General features: G+C 73.8%; 21 protein-coding genes and 1 pseudogene. 8 read left to right on the top strand and 14 right to left on the bottom strand.

Features of this window, described 5'->3' with window-relative positions; all coding sequences use genetic code 11:
• Positions 1–36 precede the first annotated feature (36 nt).
• Positions 37–1,338, top strand: a complete 1,302-nt coding sequence (locus ACIGXE_RS05785; RefSeq protein WP_399743531.1) for a CoA transferase — start codon at positions 37–39, stop codon at positions 1,336–1,338.
• Here the strand turns inward: ACIGXE_RS05785 and ACIGXE_RS05780 are convergent.
• The 7 genes and pseudogenes from ACIGXE_RS05780 to ACIGXE_RS05750 all read right to left on the bottom strand — a co-directional run bounded on the left by ACIGXE_RS05780 (position 1,328) and on the right by ACIGXE_RS05750 (position 7,641).
• Positions 1,328–2,371, bottom strand: coding sequence for a zinc-dependent alcohol dehydrogenase family protein (locus tag ACIGXE_RS05780; RefSeq protein ID WP_399743528.1), 1,044 nt, complete (start codon positions 2,369–2,371; stop codon positions 1,328–1,330). The genes ACIGXE_RS05785 and ACIGXE_RS05780 overlap by 11 nt on opposite strands.
• A 30-nt stretch (positions 2,372–2,401) precedes the next feature.
• Positions 2,402–2,639: pseudogene (locus tag ACIGXE_RS05775) on the bottom strand (lysoplasmalogenase family protein); the annotation flags it as partial.
• A gap of 59 nt (positions 2,640–2,698) precedes the next feature.
• Complete coding sequence (locus tag ACIGXE_RS05770) at positions 2,699–3,412, bottom strand: VIT family protein (protein WP_399743525.1); 714 nt, start codon at positions 3,410–3,412, stop codon at positions 2,699–2,701.
• Between the two features lie 24 nt (positions 3,413–3,436).
• A complete protein-coding gene (locus ACIGXE_RS05765) occupies positions 3,437–4,663 on the bottom strand; it encodes an amidohydrolase family protein (RefSeq protein ID WP_399743522.1) in 1,227 nt (408 codons plus the stop codon).
• Entirely contained in the window at positions 4,660–5,943 is a 1,284-nt protein-coding gene (locus tag ACIGXE_RS05760) for an amidohydrolase family protein (protein ID WP_399743519.1), read from the bottom strand. The genes ACIGXE_RS05765 and ACIGXE_RS05760 overlap by 4 nt, the downstream gene beginning before the upstream one ends.
• 13 nt (positions 5,944–5,956) lie before the next feature.
• On the bottom strand, positions 5,957–6,841 hold the full coding sequence (locus tag ACIGXE_RS05755; RefSeq protein ID WP_399743516.1) for an SDR family NAD(P)-dependent oxidoreductase: 885 nt from the start codon (positions 6,839–6,841) through the stop codon (positions 5,957–5,959).
• A complete protein-coding gene (locus ACIGXE_RS05750) occupies positions 6,841–7,641 on the bottom strand; it encodes an acetoacetate decarboxylase family protein (protein ID WP_399743513.1) in 801 nt (266 codons plus the stop codon). The genes ACIGXE_RS05755 and ACIGXE_RS05750 overlap by 1 nt, the downstream gene beginning before the upstream one ends.
• Before the next feature lie 103 nt (positions 7,642–7,744).
• Here ACIGXE_RS05750 and ACIGXE_RS05745 point away from each other — a divergent pair, with 103 nt between their 5' ends.
• The 6 genes from ACIGXE_RS05745 to ACIGXE_RS05720 all read left to right on the top strand — a co-directional run bounded on the left by ACIGXE_RS05745 (position 7,745) and on the right by ACIGXE_RS05720 (position 13,470).
• Positions 7,745–8,401 (top strand): TetR/AcrR family transcriptional regulator, encoded by a 657-nt coding sequence (locus ACIGXE_RS05745; RefSeq protein ID WP_399743510.1) that lies wholly within the window; start codon positions 7,745–7,747, stop codon positions 8,399–8,401.
• A gap of 61 nt (positions 8,402–8,462) precedes the next feature.
• Entirely contained in the window at positions 8,463–9,437 is a 975-nt protein-coding gene (locus ACIGXE_RS05740) for a DEDDh family exonuclease (RefSeq protein WP_399743508.1), read from the top strand.
• Positions 9,438–9,507: 70 nt separating this feature from the next.
• Entirely contained in the window at positions 9,508–9,741 is a 234-nt protein-coding gene (locus ACIGXE_RS05735; RefSeq protein WP_078489738.1) for a hypothetical protein, read from the top strand.
• 81 nt (positions 9,742–9,822) lie between these two features.
• Positions 9,823–10,626 carry an SURF1 family protein gene (locus tag ACIGXE_RS05730; RefSeq protein WP_399743504.1) on the top strand — a complete coding sequence of 268 codons (804 nt, stop codon included), beginning with the start codon at positions 9,823–9,825 and terminating at the stop codon, positions 10,624–10,626.
• 169 nt (positions 10,627–10,795) lie between these two features.
• Positions 10,796–12,574 carry a glycoside hydrolase family 15 protein gene (locus tag ACIGXE_RS05725; protein ID WP_399743501.1) on the top strand — a complete coding sequence of 593 codons (1,779 nt, stop codon included), beginning with the start codon at positions 10,796–10,798 and terminating at the stop codon, positions 12,572–12,574.
• A gap of 140 nt (positions 12,575–12,714) precedes the next feature.
• Positions 12,715–13,470, top strand: coding sequence for an SDR family oxidoreductase (locus ACIGXE_RS05720; RefSeq protein ID WP_399743498.1), 756 nt, complete (start codon positions 12,715–12,717; stop codon positions 13,468–13,470).
• A gap of 9 nt (positions 13,471–13,479) precedes the next feature.
• Here the strand turns inward: ACIGXE_RS05720 and amaP are convergent, their stop codons facing one another.
• The 5 genes from amaP to ACIGXE_RS05695 are packed head-to-tail and all read right to left on the bottom strand — an operon-like array spanning position 13,480 to position 15,712.
• Positions 13,480–14,067 carry an alkaline shock response membrane anchor protein AmaP gene (gene amaP / locus ACIGXE_RS05715; protein ID WP_399743495.1) on the bottom strand — a complete coding sequence of 196 codons (588 nt, stop codon included), beginning with the start codon at positions 14,065–14,067 and terminating at the stop codon, positions 13,480–13,482.
• Between the two features lie 4 nt (positions 14,068–14,071).
• Positions 14,072–14,668: a DUF6286 domain-containing protein gene (locus tag ACIGXE_RS05710; protein WP_399743493.1), complete on the bottom strand. Its 597-nt coding sequence runs from the start codon at positions 14,666–14,668 to the stop codon at positions 14,072–14,074.
• Complete coding sequence (locus ACIGXE_RS05705) at positions 14,665–15,015, bottom strand: hypothetical protein (RefSeq protein ID WP_399743805.1); 351 nt, start codon at positions 15,013–15,015, stop codon at positions 14,665–14,667. The genes ACIGXE_RS05710 and ACIGXE_RS05705 overlap by 4 nt, the downstream gene beginning before the upstream one ends.
• Positions 15,016–15,030: 15 nt before the next feature.
• Complete coding sequence (locus ACIGXE_RS05700) at positions 15,031–15,222, bottom strand: hypothetical protein (RefSeq protein WP_399743490.1); 192 nt, start codon at positions 15,220–15,222, stop codon at positions 15,031–15,033.
• A 31-nt stretch (positions 15,223–15,253) separates the two neighbouring features.
• The gene (locus ACIGXE_RS05695) at positions 15,254–15,712 is read right to left on the bottom strand and encodes an Asp23/Gls24 family envelope stress response protein (protein ID WP_399743487.1); all 459 of its coding nucleotides are present in this window, start codon (positions 15,710–15,712) and stop codon (positions 15,254–15,256) included.
• 92 nt (positions 15,713–15,804) lie between these two features.
• Between ACIGXE_RS05695 and ACIGXE_RS05690 the strand changes: the two genes are divergently transcribed.
• Positions 15,805–16,452, top strand: coding sequence for a hypothetical protein (locus ACIGXE_RS05690; RefSeq protein WP_399743484.1), 648 nt, complete (start codon positions 15,805–15,807; stop codon positions 16,450–16,452).
• 98 nt (positions 16,453–16,550) lie between these two features.
• Here ACIGXE_RS05690 and ACIGXE_RS05685 read toward each other — a convergent pair whose 3' ends face one another.
• Positions 16,551–17,360 carry an enoyl-CoA hydratase/isomerase family protein gene (locus ACIGXE_RS05685; protein ID WP_399743481.1) on the bottom strand — a complete coding sequence of 270 codons (810 nt, stop codon included), beginning with the start codon at positions 17,358–17,360 and terminating at the stop codon, positions 16,551–16,553.
• A gap of 129 nt (positions 17,361–17,489) precedes the next feature.
• Positions 17,490–17,711 (bottom strand): helix-turn-helix domain-containing protein, encoded by a 222-nt coding sequence (locus tag ACIGXE_RS05680; RefSeq protein ID WP_006123601.1) that lies wholly within the window; start codon positions 17,709–17,711, stop codon positions 17,490–17,492.
• Positions 17,712–18,036: the final 325 nt, after the last annotated feature.

The following is an 18,036-nucleotide window of genomic DNA, read 5'->3' as shown; positions in this document are numbered from 1 at the left end:
TGGCACTGAGTGCCACAGGCGGTTCATAGTTCTCCCATGAACACCACAGTGCGAAGCGGTACGGAGTTGTTGTGGTCGGCCCTGGGCGGCGATCCCGCCCTGCTCGACCGGATCGCGTACGGCGGGGTCTCGGGGCTGCTGTCCGCACGGCTGCCGGTGATGGACCTGGCGCGGGCCACGGTCGCCGTGGCGGGTCTCGCCGCGGTGGAGCGGGCGGGAGTCGCGGGGCCGGTCCGGGTGGACGACGGGGCGGTGGCGACCGCCTTCGTGAGCGAGCGGCACCTGCGGGTGGACGGCCGGGCGCCGGTGAACTTCGCACCTCTGTCGCGCTTCTGGCGGGCCGCCGACGGCTGGGTCCGTACGCACGCCAACTACCCCCACCACAAGGCCGCGTTGCTCGCCGCCCTCGGCGTCGCCGACTCGGTGGAGGCCGTGACGGCGGCGATCGCCGAACGCAAGGCGGTCGAGGTCGAGACGGCGGTGTACGCGGCCGGGGGCCTGGCGGTCGCCCTGCGCACGCCCGAGGAGTGGGCGGCGCACGAGCAGGGCCGGGAGGTGGCGGCGCGCCCGCTGCTGACCCGGGAGCGGCTCGACGACGCGGCGCCCGGGCGGCGGGCCGGCCGGCCGCTGCGGGTCCTGGACCTGACCCGGGTGATCGCGGGGCCGGTCGCCACCCGGACGCTCGCGCTGCTCGGCGCGGACGTGCTGCGGATCGACCCGCCCGGCAGTCCCGAGCTGCCGGACCAGCACGCCGACACGGACATCGGGAAGCGGACGGCGGCGCTGGACCTGGAGCGCCCCTCGGACCGGCGCACCTTCGAGGAACTCCTCGGCGCGGCGGACGTGTTGGTGACGGGCTACCGGCCCGGCGCGCTGGACCGCTTCGACCTGGGCCGGCCCGGTCTGGTGATCGCCCGGCTGTCGGCCTGGGGCGACTACGGGCCGTGGGGAGAGCGGCGCGGCTTCGACAGCCTGGTGCAGGTGGCGACGGGCATCGCGGCCGTGGAGGGGTCGGCGGCGGAGCCGGGCGCGCTGCCGGCGCAGGCCCTGGACCACGGCACCGGCTATCTCCTGGCGGCGGCGGTCCTGCGGTCGCTCACCGAGCAGGACCGGGACGGCGGTACCCGCCTCGTCCGGCTGGCGCTCGCGCAGACCGGGCACTGGCTGACGCACACCCTCCCCCGCTACCGGCCGGAGCACCACCTCGCGGAGGCGGACGGCCCGCTGGGCCGGCTGCGGTACGCGCTCTCCCCCGTGTCCTACGAGGGCGGCCCGGCGGACTGGTCGCGCCCGCCGGGCGTCGCGGGGGCCGACGACCCCGCGTGGCTCACGGCTTGACGAGCACCTTCAGGGCGGTGCGCTCGTCCATCGCCCGGTAGCCGCCGGGGACGCCGTCCAGGCCGACGGTCAGGTCGAAGACCGGGGACGGGTCGATCGTGCCGTCGAGGACGTCCGGGAGCAGCTCCGGGATGTATGCGCGGACCGGGGCGACGCCGCCGCGCAGGGCGATGTTCCGGTCGAACATGACGGACAGGTCGAGGCCGGTGCCGCTGCCGTGCGGGACGCCGACGTAGCCGACGGAGCCGCCGTCGCGGGTGATGTTCACGGCGGTGCGCATGGACTGTTCGGTGCCGACGGCCTCGATGACGGCGTGGGCGCCCTGGCCGCCGGTGAGCTCGCGCACGGCGGCCTCGGCGGCCTCGCCGCGCTCGGCGACCACGTCGGTGGCACCGAAGGCGCGGGCGATGTCGGTGCGGGCGGTGTGCCGGCCGAGCGCGATGATCCGCTCGGCGCCGAGCCGCTTGGCGGCGAGGACGCCGCACAGGCCGACGGCGCCGTCACCGACGACGGCGACGGTGGAGCCCTTGGTCACGCCCGCGCCGAGGGCGGCGTGGTGGCCGGTGCCCATGACGTCGGAGAGCGCGAGCAGGGCGGTGAGCAGGCGGTCGTCGCCGGCCGCCTCGGCGGGCAGCTTGACGAGGGTGCCGTCGCCGTACGGGACGCGGACGGCCTCGCCCTGGCCGCCGTCGGAGCCGACGGAACCCCAGAAGCCGCCGTTGGGGCAGGAGGTCTGAAGGCCTTCGGCGCAGTAGTCGCAGCTGCCGTCGGACCAGACGAAGGGCGCGACGACGAGGTCGCCCGCGCGGAAGCCGCGGACGTCGGCGCCCGTCTGCTCCACGATGCCGAGGAACTCGTGGCCGATGCGCTGGCCGGGCTGCCGGGCGGACTCGCCGCGGTAGGCCCACAGGTCGCTGCCGCAGATGCAGGCGCGGAGCACGCGGACGACGACGTCCGTGGCGTCCTGGATGACGGGGTCGGGCACGTCCTCCACGCGCATGTCGAAGGGGGCGTGGATGGTGGTGGCGCGCATGGGACCTCGCTGTGCTGTGCTGAGCTGCGCTCAGGCGGTTGTACGACGTTCACCGTACATCGAGCGCAGGGCTCCCTCGGTCAGCAGGTACTGCGCCGCGACGTAGGTCAGCATGACCCAGAAGTCGGGCACCGGCAGCCGGGGGCCGGTCGGCGACGCCGGTGGCGATGAGGGTGTCGGACAGCGGGAAGAGGGCGCCGCCGGTCCCGGCGACCGCGCCCACGGCGCTCGACCGGTACGCCATCGCGGTGAGCAGGGGGGCGGAGCCGCGGCGCCGCCCGGAGAACGTGAGGTGTGGCACCTTCCGACAGGCGCCGCCTCCCCTCCCTAGACCCCGGCCGCCCCCAGCAGCGAGCCCGCCCCGTAGGTCACCGCCATGGCGAGCGCGCCGCCGACGACGTTGCGGAGGACCGCGCGGGCGGGTGGGGCGGCGCCGAGGCGGGCCGACGACCAGCCGGTCAGGGAGAGCGCGGCGAGGACCGACAGGACCGTGATCCAGAGGCGGTACGAGGCCGGGGGCAGGGTGATCGCCAGGAGCGGGAGCAGGGCGCCGGCGGTGAAGGCGAGGAAGCTGGCGCCGGCCGCGTGCCAGGGGTTGGTCAGGTCGTCCGGGTCGATGCCCAGCTCCACGCGCGCGTGGGCGCGCAGGGCGTCGCGTTCGGTGAGCTGGACGGCGGCCTCGCGGGCGACGTCCGGGGACAGCCCGCGGCCGGCGAGGATCTCGGTGAGCTCGGCGAGTTCGGCCTCGGGCTGCTCGCGCAGCTCGCGGCGTTCCAGGGCGAGGGCGGCCCGCTCGGAGTCGCGCTGGGTGGACACGGAGACGTACTCCCCCGCCGCCATGGACATCGAACCGGCGAGCAGGCCGGCGAGACCCGCGGTGAGCAGGGCGGACCGGGACTCGGTGGCGCCGGCGACGCCGACGACGAGGCCCGCGGTGGAGACGACTCCGTCGTTGGCTCCGAGCACGGCGGCCCGGAGCCAGTTGAGCCGGGAGCCGAGGCCGGCACCGTGGGCCTCGTCGTGTGCGGGGGCTTCAGTCACCCCAGGAGGGTCGCACCCGGCACGTCACCACACGCGGACCGACCCGCCCGGCGCGAACGCGGGACTCGTGGCGCCCGCCGGCACCTCCTTCAGGGGTTCGGCGATCTCCTCCACGGTCGGGCCGTGCACCGCGGCCAGGGTGTCGAGGTAGCCGAGGTCGAAGCCGTACACCCGGGCGGCGTTGCCGCCGGCCATGGCGGCGACCTCCTCCCGCGGCAGGCCCGCGTAGGCGATGCGGAGGCCTTCGCGGGAGTACGGGGTCGTGCCCTCGTCATGGGGGTAGTCGCTGCCCCACATGATCTTGTCGAGGCCGATCCGCTCGCGCAGCGGCACCTCGTGCGGGCGCATGAAGCTCGCGCCGACGAAGCAGTTGTCCCGCCAGACCTCGCGCGGCCCCTTCCCCATGGACTCGGCGAGCCCGGCGCCGAACTTGGACTCCGCGGTGGCGGCCTTCGTCGCGGCCGACACCAGGCGCCCGTGGTAGTAGTCCAGCATGTCGAGCACGCCCGGGATCCAGCCCGAGCCCTGCTCGGTCAGGACCAGCTTGAGCCCCGGGTGGCGCCGGAAGGCGCCGCCGAAGACCAGGTGCCACAGCGCCCGGTGCGAGAACCAGGTGGTCTCCACCATGAACACCGCCCGGGCCGCCGGTTCGTCGCCGAGCGGCGGCGAGGCCGAGCCGCCGTGGTGGTTGACCGGCACGTCGAGTTCGGCGCAGACCGCCCAGATCGGGTCGTACGCCTCCGAGTACAGCTCGGGGACCGGCGAGCCGGGCGGGACACCGGGCAGCAGGATGCCTCCGGTGAGCCCGGCCTCGCGGGCACGGCGGATCTCCGCGACCGCCGCGTCCACGTCGTTGAGCAGGATCTGCGCCACGCCCGCCCGGCGGCCCGGCGCCTCCGCGCAGAAGTCGGCGAGCCAGCGGTTGTGCGCCTGGAGCCCGGCCCAGCGCTGCTCGTACTCGGCCCGACTCGGCGGCTGGGCCATCAGCGAGGCCTTGGGGAAGAACGGCGGGATGGTGTTGGGGAAGACGACCTCGGCCACGATGCCGTCCGCCTCCAGCTCGCTCAGCCGGCGCTGCGAGTTCCAGTTGCGGTCGGCCGTGTCGGCGAGCAGGTCCTCGTACGGGTTGACGTAGGCGGCCGCCCACGCGTCGAAGTCGTCGTGGTGCCTCTTCTCCAGGTACGGCTTGTAGTCGAGCAGGTCGGCGCCGGCATGGCAGTCGGCGGAGATCACGGTGTAGCGGTCGGTCACGGGGTCACCCCCAGGACCGGGAAGTCGTGCTCGGTGAGCCAGTGACGGCCGACCTCGCGGGAGCGGGCCCAGGAGGCCTCGACGGCCGCCTGGTCGGCGGGCTGCCCGAGTTCGGCGGGCGTGGGGCCGATCCGCCGGGCGATCGGATCCAGTTTCCCGACGTCGAATCCGAAGACCTCGGCGGCCGCCAGGCCCAGCATCCGCCGGGTCTCCGCCACCGGGATGTCGTGGAAGGTGTTCCGCAGCCACGCGCGCGTGCTGGGCCAGGTGCCCTCCGGGTGCGGGAAGTCCGAGCCCCACAGGATGTTGTCGACGCCGATCTCGTAGCGCTGGGCGAGCTCCCGCCGCTTGGTGTTGGTGGCGCAGACGAACACCTGCCGGTCCAGGTACTCGCTCGGCGGGCGCTTCAGCTCGGCGAACGGCGACAGCTTCTTCCCGCCGTGCGCGCCGAGATAGAGCCGGTCCATGAACCACAGCAGGTTCGGCAGCCACCAGCAGCCGGACTCGGCGACGCCGAAGCGCAGCCCCGGGTGGCGCTCGAAGACCCCGGACCAGAGCAGGAACCACAGCGGCCTGGCCGGCCACCAGGTGACCTCGGAGACGTAGATCCCGAGGTGGTCGCCGTACTCGTGGCGCGGCGCGGCGCCCGAGTGGGTGACCACCGGCATCCCGGTCTCGGCGGCGGCCGCCCACACCGGGTCGTACCGCGGGTCGTGGTACGGCTCCTTGTCCACCCACATGGAGGGGATCATCAGCGCGCCGAGCCCGGACTCCTTGGCACGGTGGATCTCGGCGACGACCGCGGCCGGCTCGGCGGTGACGGGCAACAGGGCCACCCCGCAGTGGCGTTCGGGGTGCCGGCCGACGAACTCGGCGAGCCAGCGGTTGTGGGCCTGCGCGCCCGCCATGCCGAGCTCGGGGTCCTGGTCGCCGGAGAGTCCGAGGCCGACGCCGAAGGGCGCGGCGGTCTGGCTGTCGACGGCGTCCGCGTCGGGGAAGACGACCTCGGCGGCCACCCCGTCGCCGTCGAGCTCCTTGATCCGCTGGGCGGCGTCCCAACCGCCGCGCAGCCCTTCCTCGTTGTCGCTGAACCACTTGTTCGCGAAGTCCTCGTTGCGCACCCCGAGCCGGGTCATGGCCTCGCGGCGGGCCTCGCGCCCGGCGAGGAACTCGTCGAAGGCGCGGTGGAAGCGGGACGCGAGATAGGGCCGGTACTCCTCGGTGGGGAGGCCGGCATGGCAGTCGGAGGAGATGATCAGATACGGGTCCTCGTGGCTCATGGCCAAGCCCTTCTCAGTCGAGGATGAAGCTCTCCAGGTACGACGGGTTCGCGCGCTCGAGCATCGACCGCGAACGCGCTCTGATCTGCCGGTCGCTGTGCTCGCTCGGCGGGAGCATCCAGAACCGGTCGGCCCTGATCCCGTCGACGACGTGCTCGGCGACCTCCTCGACCGGGGTGAAGGCGACCTCGTGCCCGGCCTCCTTCATCGCGGCCTCCCACTGGTCGAGGCTGCGGTACGGGGTCTTGCGGGGGCGCTGTTTGGCGTACCGCTCGGGCCGGTTGCGGTGCGACTCCCACAGGCCGGTGCGCAGCATGTGCGGGCCGGGGAACAGCACGGAGGCGCCGACCCGGGCCCGTTCCGCCCTCAGGTGCGCGTACAGCGACTCGGTCATGGTGACGACGGCGGACTTGGTGACGGCGTAGACGGAGGCCGTGGGCAGCGGGGCGATGCCGCCGTCGCCGGAGGAGGTGTTGACGACGTGGCCGGGCTCGCCGCCCGCGATCATCCGGGGCACGAAGGCCTGGATGCCGTGGAAGACGCCCCACACGTTCACCGCGAAGGCCCACTTCCAGTCGTTGGGCTCGTGCTCCCACATGCGGCCCTCGGCGCCGGAGCCGACCCCGGCGTTGTTGCACAGCACGTGGACGGCGCCGAAGGTCTCGTACGCGGCGTCGGCGAAGGCGCGGACGGAGTCGGGCTCGCTCACGTCGACGATCCGGGCGAGGATCTGCGCCCCGCCCTCCATCAGCTCCTCGGCGGCCTGGGCGAGCGCGCCCTCCTCGACGTCTCCCATGACGACCGCGAGGCCCTCGGCGGCGAAGCGGCGGGCCATCGCGAGGCCGATGCCACCGGCCGCGCCGGTGACGACGGCGACCTGTCCCTCACGCAGCTCCATCAGGCACGGCTCCCTTCCGGCGGCGCGTCGAGCGCCTGTCGGGGGTCGTCGTACCGCTGGTGCAGATAGGGCAGGAGGTCCTGGGCGCTGACCTGTTCGACGACCCGCCCCTTCTGGTCGGTGGTCTTCTCGCCGATGGTGATCTCGACGAGCCGGCGGACCGGCAGGTCGGCGACCGGGTCGTACATCGACTCGCGCAGCACGACGTCGCCGGTGATCCTCTCCAGCCTGCGCACCTTCTCGTTGCGCACGCAGTGGACCAGGACGGGGTCGCCGTCGAAGCCCGAACCGTCCACCGCCGGGAGGAACTTGAAGTAGAAGTCGGTCTTCTCGGCGGGTTCGGGCAGCGGCAGCGCGCCCGAGACGGCGCCCCGTACCTCGACGAAGGCGATGCCGTGCCGGGCGAGGGACGCGGACACCACGAGCCCCTCCCGCTCGACGCGGACCTCGCCCAGCTTCTTCGGCTCGCCGAAGACCTCGCGCCCGCCGGTCAGGGCGCGCTCGTGGGTCATCGGCATGACCAGCGGATACCAGCCCTCCTGGTCGCCGTGGGCGGCGGCGACGGCGACGGATCCCGCGCCGAGCGGATAGCCGGGCAGGTCGACCTTGCTGATGTTGACCCGGACGAGCGGGCGCCCGGTCGGCTTGAGCGGGGGCGGCAGGACCGCCGCCACGACGTCGGGATCGGTCTCCCAGACGGCCACCACTCCGGTGGACCAGATGTCGGGGATCGCGGCGCTCTTCTCTCGGGTCGCGGCGATCTCCGCCTCGGTGCGCGCCCCGTACCGTACTCGTGCCATGACGTACCGCCTTCCGGGAACGTATCGGCCTGTAACACAGTTACACGCACCGGCCGGAGGGGTAAAGAGGCGTGACACACAAGCGAGTTGGGGGATCGATCCGATGGCACGCACCGCGCTGACCCGTGACGAGGTCCTGGACACGGCCGCCGCCCTGGTCAAGGAGCACGGCCCCGCGGCCCTCACCATGCGCCGCCTCGCCGCCGAACTCGGCACCGCGGTGACCTCGATCTACTGGCACGTGGGCAACCGCGAGTCGCTCCTCGACGCCCTCGTCGAACGCACCGTCGCCGACCTCGGCACCCTCCGCCCGCGCGGCACCGACCCGGCCGCCCGGATCGTCTCGGTGGCCGTCCTGCTGCGCCGCGCCCTGCGCGAGCGTCCGCATCTCGTCGCCCTGGTCCACGAACGCGGCCTGACGGAACGCATGTTCCTGCCCGCCCAGCGCGCCCTCGTCCACGAGGCCCACGAGGCCGGCCTGCGCGGGCCCCGCGCGGCCGAACTGGTGCGCGCCGTCCAGTTCCAGGTCGTCGGCCACGTCCTCGTCGAACGCAACCGCGACCGCGCCCCCGCCCAGTCCCCGGCCGAGACCGACCTCTGGGCGGCGGAGGCCGCCGCCGGAACCGCCGACGCGGATCCGGCCCTGGCGCGCGCGCTCGCGGCGCCGATCGACACCGAGGCGCTCTTCGCCACCTCCGTACGGGCTCTGGTGACCGGGCTGCTCGCCGCCCGGCGACCCTCGGGGCGTCGGACGGGATGACCGGTTCCGGTCGCTGATCGGGCACCGGGGGTCCGGCTGTCGGTGGGGGCCCGTATTCTCAGTGACCATGCTCGACGACCGTACGACAGCAGCGACGTGGCCGGCCGCCTACCCACAGGGGTACGCGGTCGTCGACGTGGAGACCACCGGACTCGCCCGCGACGACCGGATAGTGTCGGCTGCCGTCTACCGGCTGGACGCCCAGGGGAACGTCGAGGACCACTGGTACACGCTGGTCAATCCCGAGCGGGATCCCGGGCCGGTGTGGATCCACGGACTGACGAGCGACGTGCTCGAAGGGGCGCCGCTGTTCCCGGAGATCGCCGAGGAGTTCTCCGCCCGGCTCGACGGCCGGGTGCTCGTGGCACACAACGCGATGTTCGACTGGCAGATGATCGCCCGCGAGTACGCGCGGGCCGAGAGCGCAGCGCCCGTCCGGCAGCGGCTGTGCACGATCGCGCTGTCCAAGGAGCTGTCGCTGCCGCTGCCCAACCACAAGCTGGAGTCGCTCGCCGCGCACTTCGGCGTGGTGCAGCAGCGGGCGCACAACGCGCTCGACGACGCCCGGGTGCTCGCGGAGGCGTTCCGGCCGAGCCTGCACGCGGCCGCCGAGCGCAATGTGCGGCTGCCGCTGCTGGAGTGCCGGCCGCTGACCGAGTGGGCCTCGGCGCCGGCGCAGCCGCGGATCGGCTACCAGGCCTCGTACCGGGCGAACAGCTGGCGGCCCGCGCGGAAGCGGCCCCCGTGCCCGTACCCGAACCCCGGGCGCTACGAGGCGGACAAACCGCTCAAACAGGGCATGAGGGTGGCGTTTTCGGGTGACACCTCCGTCGACCGCGAGCTCCTGGAGGACCGTACGGTCGAGGCGGGGCTCCACGTGGCGACGAGTGTGTCGCGGCTCACCAGCCTGCTGGTCACCAACGATCCGGACTCCGCCACCTCCAAGACCGTGAAGGCGAAGGCCTTCGGCACTCCGGTCGTCGACGAGGCCGCCTACACGCAGCTGCTGCGGGACGTGGCCCCCGCCGAGGACTGACGACGGCAGACGGGTGACGGCCGGGCGCGCCGCCCGGCCTTCGCCCGCGCGGGGCCCCACCCTGTGGCGCATGGCACGTTGTGAGGTCTGCGGAAACGATTACGGCATGTCCTTCGAGGTGCACGCGCAGGGCGCGGTGCACGTCTTCGACTGCTTCGCCTGCGCCATCCACCGCATGGCACCCATCTGCGAGCACTGCCGGGTCCAGATCATCGGGCAGGGCGTCGAGGTCGAGGGCAGCTGGTACTGCGGGGGCCACTGCGCCCGCGCGGAGGGGAAGGTGGGCATCGTCGACAAGGTGTGACGAAACGATCCTCTGGTCGCCGGCCCCGGTGACCGGAACCCCCGTGCGGTCACCCCACCGCCTCGGATGTACGGTCGTGGGGTGTACCGCTTCCTGTTGTCCCGGCAGTGGGTGATCCTCACCCTCGTGGCCCTCGTCCTCATCCCCGTGATGATCGAGCTGGGCTTCTGGCAGTTCCACCGGCACGAGCGCCGGGTCGCCCAGAACACCCTGATCGCGGACAACCTCGAGGCGAAGCCCGTCCCGGTCGAGGAGCTCACCTCCCCCGGGCACACCGTCCCCCGTGCCGACTACTGGCGTCATGTGACCGCCACCGGCACCTTCGACACCGCGCACGAGGTCGTCGTCCGCCGGCGCGTCTCGTCCGACGAGCGGGTCGGCGTGCACGTGCTGACCCCGCTGGTCCTGAAGGACGGCAAGGTCGTCCTGGTCAACCGCGGCTGGATCGAGGCGGCCGGCGACCAGCGCGCCTATCCGGCGGTGCCGCCGGCCCCCCGGGGCGAGGTGACCGTCACCGGCCGGCTCATGGCCGACGAGACCACCGGCGCCAGCGGCATCAAGGACCTCAAGGGACTGCCCGACCGTCAGGTCATGCTGATCGACAGCGCCCAGCAGAGCGAGCTCATCGGCCGTGCCGTCCTCGGCGGCTACCTGGAGCAGACCGCACCCGACCCGGCCGGCGGCACTCCCGAGCTGATCCCCGATCCCGACCACGACTCGATCGGCTCGCACATGGCGTACGCCGTGCAGTGGTGGCTCTTCTCGGCCGGCGTCCCGGTCGGCTGGTTCGTCCTCGCGCGGCGCGAGAAGCGCGACCGGGAGGCGGCGGCCGCCGGGGCGGACGCGTCGGAGGGGGCCCCCGAGCCCGCCGGGGCGACCGCCTGAGCCCGGCCGAGCCCGCCGGGCCGACCGCCTGAGCCCGCCGGGGCCCGCCGCGGCGACCGCCCGAGCACTCCCGGGCGGGCCGGGGCGACCGCCTGCCCGACCGTCCGAGCGCACCTCGGTCACCCGCCGGGCTGATTGACCGTCGCCGCTTGCGGGAACAGCCCAAAGCGTGACGCAACGTATCGACGACTACGCCCTCATCGGGGATCTCCAGACCGCCGCGCTCGTCGGCCGCGACGGGTCGATCGACTGGCTGTGTCTGCCCCGCTTCGACTCGGCCGCCTGCTTCGCCGCGCTCCTCGGCGACGAGAACAACGGCCACTGGCGGATCGCCCCCCAGGGCGCCACGACCTGTACGAGCCGGCGCTACGCCGAGGACAGTCTGGTCCTGGAGACCGTGTGGGAGACGCGGACCGGCACGGTCAAGGTCGTCGACTTCATGCCGCAGCGCGACAAGGCGCCCGACGTCGTACGGATCGTGGAGGGCGTCAGCGGGCGCGTGGACATGAGCTCGGTGCTGCGGCTGCGCTTCGACTACGGCTCGATCGTGCCGTGGGTGCGCCGCTCCGACGGCCACCGGGTCGCCGTCGCCGGGCCCGACTCGGCGTGGCTGCGCAGCGAACCGCCGGTGAAGACCTGGGGTCAGCAGTTCGCGACCTGCTCGGCGTTCACCGTCGGCGCCGGCGAGAAGGTGGCCTTCGTCCTCACCTGGCACCCCTCCCACGAGCGGCGCCCCGTGCTCGTCGACCCCTACGAGGCACTGGAGCAGTCGCTCGCCGACTGGCGGGAGTGGGCCGCCCGCTGCACCTACGAGGGGCCCTGCCGGGACGCGGTGGTGCGCTCCCTGATCACGCTCAAGGCGCTCACCTACGCCCCGACCGGCGGCATCGTCGCCGCGCCCACCACCTCCCTGCCGGAGGAGCTCGGCGGCGTGCGCAACTGGGACTACCGGGCCTGCTGGCTGCGCGACTCCTCCCTCACGCTCAACGCCCTGCTGTCCGCCGGGTACGTCGAGGAGGCGGCGGCCTGGCGCGACTGGCTGCTGCGCGCGGTGGCCGGCGACCCGGCCGACCTGCAGATCATGTACGGGCCCGCCGGGGAGCGCCGGCTGCCCGAGACGGCGCTCCCCTGGCTGCGCGGCTACGCGGACTCGGCGCCGGTACGGACCGGGAACGCGGCCGTGGAGCAGTTCCAGCTGGACGTGTACGGCGAGGTGATGGACTCGCTGTACCGGGCGCGCAAGGCCGGGATCCCGGCGCAGCGGCACGCCTGGAACCTGCAGTTGAGTCTGCTCGGCTTCCTGGAGTCGACCTGGCGGGAGCCCGACGAGGGGCTGTGGGAGGTGCGCGGGCCGCGCCGGCACTTCGTGCACTCCAAGGTGATGGCGTGGGTGGCGGCCGACCGGGCGGTGCGCACCCTGGAGGACGATCCCTCGCTGCCCGGGGACGCGGCGCGCTGGCGGACGCTGCGGGACGAGATCCACGCGGAGGTGTGCGCGAAGGGCTACGACCCGGTGCGGAACACCTTCACGCAGTCCTACGGTTCGGTCGAGCTGGACGCGGCGACCCTGCTGATCCCGCGGGTCGGCTTCCTGCCGCCGGACGATCCGCGGGTGACGGGCACGGTGGACGCGGTACGGGCGGAGCTGACGCAGCACGGGCTCGTACGCCGCTACTCGACCGAGGGCGCCTCGGTCGACGGCCTGCCGGGAGAGGAGGGCACCTTCCTGGTGTGCTCCTTCTGGCTGGCGGACGCGCTGCGGATGACCGGCCGGGTGAAGGAGGCCCGCGAGCTGTTCGAGCGGCTCGTCGGACTGTGCAGCGACGTGGGGCTGCTGGCCGAGGAGTACGACCCGGCGACCGGGCGGCAGCTCGGGAACTTCCCGCAGGCCTTCAGCCACATCGGCCTGGTGGGCACGGCGATCGAACTGGCCGCCGAGGACACGTGAGCCGGGGCCCACGGGAATCCGGCGCGGACGCGGCCGAGTTGGGTCACCCGTCCGGAAGGAACGGCTCCGCCATACGCCCGGTGCCGCACACCGTACGGGTGTCCACGGCGGGCCCGGAGGCGGCAACCTAGAATCGGGCCATGGATCTTGGGCTGAAGGACCGTGTGTACGTGGTGACCGGCGCGACCCGAGGGCTCGGCCGGGCCTCGGCGGAGGCGCTGCTGGCCGAGGGCGCGAAGGTGCTGCTCACCGGGCGCGAGGAGAAGACCGTCGCCGAGGCGGCGGCCGAGCTCGGCCCGAACGCGGCGGGCGTCGCCGCCGACAACGCCGACCCGGAGACCCCGGCCCGGCTGATCGCGGAGGCGCGGTCCCGGTTCGGCGGCTTCGACGGCATCCTGATCAGCGTGGGCGGCCCGGCGCCGGGCTTCGGCGCCGACAACACCGACGAGCAGTGGGCTGCCGCCTTCGACACCGTCTTCCTGGGCGCCGTACGGCTGGCCCGCGCGGCGGCCGACACGCTGACCGAGGGCGGGGTCATCGGCCTCGTGCTGTCCGGCTCGGTGCACGAGCCGATCCCGGGCCTGGCCATCTCCAACGGTCTGCGCCCCGGACTGGCCGGCTTCGCCAAGTCCCTCTCCAACGACCTGGGCCCGCGCGGCATCCGGGTCGTCGGCCTGCTCCCGAGCCGCATCGACACCGACCGGGTGCGCTATCTCGACGGGCTGTCCGGGGACGCGGACGCGACGCGCGCGGCGAACGAGGCCCAGATCCCGCTGCGCCGCTACGGCACCCCGGAGGAGTTCGGCCGCACGGCCGCGTTCCTGCTCTCCCCCGCCGCCTCGTACCTCACGGGCGTGATGCTGCCGGTGGACGGCGGGGCGCGCAGCGGCTTCTAGGGCGTCTCCTCAGGTCACCCGCCGGGCCCGGTGCTTGACCGCGCGCAGCCGGGCCTCGGTGGGCAGGGCCGGAATCCCCGTGGACGTACGGGCGTTGCCCAGCGCCTGGGTGGACAGGGCGGTCAGGGCGTCGGCCGGCGAGGCGTACGGCTCCAGCTGCAGCGCGACCCGGCTCCGGGGCGCGGCGCGTCGGCCGGTGAGCGCCACCCGGGCCCGGGCCACGCCCTCCTGGGCGGCGGCGTCGGCCTCGAGGACGGCCTCCAGGGCCCGGCCGCGCACGACGGCCCCTTCGCCGTCGCCGCTGTCGACGACCACCTCGCGGAGCCGGGCCCGGCGGAACTGGGCGATGAGCCACCACAGGGCGAGCAGCACGACCAGGCCGAGCACGGCGATGACCACCGGCCACCACCAGCTCTCGGCGCGCCAGTGCTGCCGCTGGGAACGGGTGAGGAGCACGTCGTCCGGCCCGGACCAGGGCCACCACGAGGGGACGGGCAGGTCGAAGCCGGCGGCCAGCACGGCGCCGCCGACCACGACGAGCAGCAGGCCGACGAGGGCCAGCACGATCCGGTTGACGCGCCGGAGCACGACGGTCACCGCGTCACCCCTTCCTGGGCGGCCGGGCCACCCGTACGGTCAGGGCCGGCGGGTGCGCGAGCCCCAGTTCGTCGATGCCGGCGCCGAGGACGGTCTCCAGGTCGGACTGGACCTCGTCGAGCCCGCGGAAGTGCGAGACGGCCCGGACGCCCACCTTGGTCCGGCCCATCCGGACCCGCACGGACTGCACGCCGGACACCTCCATGGCGCGGTCGCGCAGCGCGAACGCCGCGGCCTCACGGTCGAGCCCCGCCCGTACGTCGGCGTGTTCGCGCCGCATGGGCAGCACGGCCCGCAGGCCCGGCGTGGCCGCCAGGAGGAGCAGCCACAGCCCGACGAGCAGAGCGAGCGCGGCGCCGGCGAGCACCCAGGTGTCGTCGAGGGGGCGGGTGGCGAGCTCGTCGGCGAGGGAGCGGCGCCAGGCCATGGCCTGGTGCTCCGCGCGGACGGCGGCCACGTCGTACAGCAGCAGCCCCGCCCCGCCGAGCAGGACGGCGGCGAGGACGGCGGCGGGGATCCGCCGCACGGCCCAGAAGCGCCGCGGGGTCGGTCCGGAGGGCGGCGCGTCCTCCTCGGGGGCCGGCAGGGTCGGCGTGGTCATTTCAGTCGCCCCCGTTTCCGGTCGTGGGCGGTGCGCGCGGAGTGCAGCCGCTCCACGTGGACGGACACCTCGTGCACCTCGATGCCGGCCAGTTCGACCACCTGGCGGCGTACCCGGCCGCGCACGGCGCCGCACTGGCGCGCGATGTCGGCCGGGTAGTCGAGTTCCAGACTCACCGAGACCCGGGCCGCGTCACGGTGCACGACGACGGAGGCGTGCGGCGCGGAACCCTCCTTGGGCACCGCGTCGAGCGCCTCGCGCGCCGCCTGGGCGGCGATCTTCGCGACGACCCGGTCGGCGATCGTCGTCGCTCCCCGGGCGGCCGCCCCTACCCGGTCCTTCACCAGGTCCGCCACCCGCCGTCACCGCCGCCGGTCGCCGCGCTCGCGGCCCCGGAAGAATTCACCGGGCTCCAGGTCCCCGTCCAGGAACCTGCCGACCACGAAACCGATCACCCCGAGCGCCGCCACCAGGACGAACGCCCCGAAGCCGCCGAAGTACCCGGCGAAGCCGAGCGCCATGCCGGCCACCAGGCCGACCATCGCCATGCTCATGCTGAGCCCTTTCCGCCGTTACCGCCGTCGCCTACTGAAGCCGGGACTCCGGCTCCTCTTCCTCTTCCTCCGGCAGCTTGACGTCGCTGACCGCGATGTTGACCTCGACGACCTCGAGTCCCGTCATGCGCTCGACAGAGGCGATGACGTTCTCCCGGACGGCGCCGGCGACCTCGGAGATGGACACGCCGTAGTCGACGACGATCTCCAGGTCGAGCGCGGTCTGCAGCTCGCCGACCTCGGCCTTGACGCCCCGGGTCACGCCGGACTTCGTACCACCGCCGGGCACCCGGTCGCGGACGGCGCCGAGGGTGCGGGAGAGCCCGCTGCCCATGGCGTGGACGCCCATGACGTCGCGGGCGGCCATGCCGGCGATCTTCTCGACGACCCCGTCGGCGATCGTCGTACGGCCCCGGGAGGCCGGGTCGCCGCCCCCGCGCTTGGTCACGGGGGTGGGGTTCTGCTGTTCGGAACGCGGGCTGTCGGCCATCGCCAGCCATCCCTTCTCTCCGTTTTGTCTCGTTTGCCCCACATTAGGGCCAGTTGCCCGATCTCGCGCCGGGTATGCGGCAGTCTGGAGGAATGACGACGGTTGAGGTGTGGCGCACGACGGACCGGCTGCTGCCGCTCGGCGAGGCGGCGGACGGCGCGTGGATCGCGGAGCAGGCGGTGCGGGCACTGCTCGTGACGGCGGCGGAGGGCGTACGGGGCGTGGTGCCGGGGCGCCCGCGGTTCCGGCTCGCCCGGGAGACGGGAACGCCCTTGCCCGTGCCGCCGGGCGGTCTACCGCCCGGGGGCCTGGTGATCTCGCTGGACTTCGCGGCGGTGGCGGGCCGCCCCCTGCCCGTACTGGCGGAACGGCTCCGCAGCGCCCTGCTGGGCTCGGCGGAGGAGAGGCTGGGGCTCACGGTCGACGCGGTGAACCTACGGGTGACGGCGCTGCTCGACGCGGCTCCGGATTCGACGCCCCCCGCTCCGCCGCCCGGGCGAACGACGCCGCCGGTCCCCGATTCCCCCATCGCGCTCGCGGCCTTGGCGGTCGAGGGTGTCGCGGCCCTGACGGACGTCTTCGGCTCTCCGGTGCGGCAGGACGACGGCCGGCTCCGGGTGGAGCTGGCGGTCACCGAGGGCCGCCACCCGCTGGACGTGGTCCGCGGGGTCCGGGCAGCCGTGACCGCCGCCGCCCCGGAGGCGACGGCGGTCACGGTGCTGGTGTCGGAGCTGCGCTGACAGGCCGGCGGCGGCGCGGCCGCGGCGCCGCACGGACTCGACGCGCAGGACCGCCGGGAACGGCCGGGGCGGAGGACACGCTTCGGCCGCGGGACGGCTCAGTCGCCGAGCCCTGCCAGGTCGCGCAGCCGGCGGGCCTGCGCGGCCCGCTCGGCGACCCGCTGCTCCTCGTACGAGCGTCCGGTGACGCCCTGCAGCAGGGCCTTGGTCTCGATGACGGCCGAGCGCGGGGCCGCGAGCAGGGCGGCGCCCAGGTCCCGTACGGCGCCGTCGAGTTCGGCGACGGGCACGGCGAGGTTGGCCAGGCCGATGCGCTCGGCCTCCTCGGCGTGCACGAACCGCCCGGTGGCGCAGATCTCCAGGGCCCGCGCGTACCCCACGAGGGAGACGAGCGGGTGGGTCCCGGTGAGATCCGGGACGAGGCCCAGGCTGGTCTCGCGCATGGCGAACTGCACGTCGTCGGCGACGACCCGCAGGTCGCAGGCGAGCGCGAGCTGGAAGCCCGCGCCGATGGCGTGTCCCTGGACGGCCGCGATCGACACGATGTCGCTGCGGCGCCACCAGGTGAACGCCTCCTGGTACTCGGCGATGACCGCGTCGAGGTCCGCGTCGGAACCGCGGGCGAGGTCGAGGAAGGACGGCTCTCCGTCGAAGCCCTCGGGCGTGAAGGCCTGCCGGTCGAGGCCCGCGGAGAAGGACTTGCCCTCACCGCGCAGGACCACGATCCGCACGCTGCCCGGCAGTGACCGGCCGGCCTCCGTCAACGCCCGCCACAGAGCGGGAGACTGGGCGTTGCGCTTCGCCGGGTTGGTCAGGGTCACCGTGGCAACGGCGTCCTCGACGGTGAGCCGTACACCGTCCTTGTCGAAAACGAGCTCTTCGTGCTCAGAGTCGTGGAGCGAAGTCATGGGGCGCCTCCGGTTCCGGTGCAGCACTGCATCCGATGCTAAGTGACTGCACAGTAACCACCCGGTCGACCACACGGCCGACCGGGTGGCCACCGAAAGACCCGGTGGACCGATCGAGCCGCCCCGATGTCAGGCCGAGGCCGCCTTCTTGCCCCGTGTCGCTCCGCCGCGTCCGCGCAGCGTGACTCCGGACTCGCTGAGCATCCGGTGGACGAATCCGTAGGAGCGACCGGTTTCCTCGGCCAGCGCCCGGATGCTCGCACCGGAGTCGTACTTCTTCTTCAGGTCTGCCGCGAGCTTGTCGCGCGCGGCGCCGGTCACCCGGCTGCCCTTCTTCAGAGTCTCGGCCACCCGTGCCTCCTCATGGGAAGTGCGCTCTGGACTTCTCATGATCACCCCTCCCGGACGTCCTGGCCACCCATTCGACAAGGTCCGTGCCATTCGCTTGGGCCGCGCGCCACGGATCATCACGACCGGAATTGATCGTTCCGACAGGCCGGAAACCCGCTCCCGCCGCCCCTCTGCCGGGAAGTGCCTGGTCAGCGCCCCTGTGCGCACACGAGAGCGGCGCGGGCCCTGGCGGAAGGATTCCGCAGGGCCCGCGCCGGGGGGATTAGACGCCCACGCACAGATGTAGGATCACCCCAGAGCCGAAATATCACGCGAGAAGTGATAA

This window comes from Streptomyces sp. NPDC053431, assembly GCF_044544925.1.
GTDB lineage: Bacteria > Actinomycetota > Actinomycetes > Streptomycetales > Streptomycetaceae > Streptomyces.
The sequence above is the reverse complement of the archived record's forward strand: the minus strand, read 5'-3'. Positions and strand labels throughout refer to the sequence as shown.

Excerpts from the sequence above, each read along its gene's own strand:
- ACIGXE_RS05700 (WP_399743490.1), bottom strand. The coding sequence starts at position 15,222 with ATGAGCATGGCGATGGTCGGCCTGGTGGCCGGCATGGCGCTCGGCTTC.
- ACIGXE_RS05750 (WP_399743513.1), bottom strand. The coding sequence starts at position 7,641 with ATGGCACGAGTACGGTACGGGGCGCGCACCGAGGCGGAGATCGCCGCG.
- ACIGXE_RS05745 (WP_399743510.1), top strand. The coding sequence starts at position 7,745 with ATGGCACGCACCGCGCTGACCCGTGACGAGGTCCTGGACACGGCCGCC.
- ACIGXE_RS05695 (WP_399743487.1), bottom strand. The coding sequence starts at position 15,712 with ATGGCCGACAGCCCGCGTTCCGAACAGCAGAACCCCACCCCCGTGACC.
- ACIGXE_RS05720 (WP_399743498.1), top strand. The coding sequence starts at position 12,715 with ATGGATCTTGGGCTGAAGGACCGTGTGTACGTGGTGACCGGCGCGACC.
- ACIGXE_RS05685 (WP_399743481.1), bottom strand. The coding sequence starts at position 17,360 with ATGACTTCGCTCCACGACTCTGAGCACGAAGAGCTCGTTTTCGACAAG.
- ACIGXE_RS05760 (WP_399743519.1), bottom strand. The coding sequence starts at position 5,943 with ATGAGCCACGAGGACCCGTATCTGATCATCTCCTCCGACTGCCATGCC.
- ACIGXE_RS05785 (WP_399743531.1), top strand. The coding sequence starts at position 37 with ATGAACACCACAGTGCGAAGCGGTACGGAGTTGTTGTGGTCGGCCCTG.
- ACIGXE_RS05755 (WP_399743516.1), bottom strand. The coding sequence starts at position 6,841 with ATGGAGCTGCGTGAGGGACAGGTCGCCGTCGTCACCGGCGCGGCCGGT.
- ACIGXE_RS05780 (WP_399743528.1), bottom strand. The coding sequence starts at position 2,371 with ATGCGCGCCACCACCATCCACGCCCCCTTCGACATGCGCGTGGAGGAC.
- ACIGXE_RS05690 (WP_399743484.1), top strand. The coding sequence starts at position 15,805 with ATGACGACGGTTGAGGTGTGGCGCACGACGGACCGGCTGCTGCCGCTC.
- ACIGXE_RS05710 (WP_399743493.1), bottom strand. The coding sequence starts at position 14,668 with ATGACCACGCCGACCCTGCCGGCCCCCGAGGAGGACGCGCCGCCCTCC.
- ACIGXE_RS05735 (WP_078489738.1), top strand. The coding sequence starts at position 9,508 with ATGGCACGTTGTGAGGTCTGCGGAAACGATTACGGCATGTCCTTCGAG.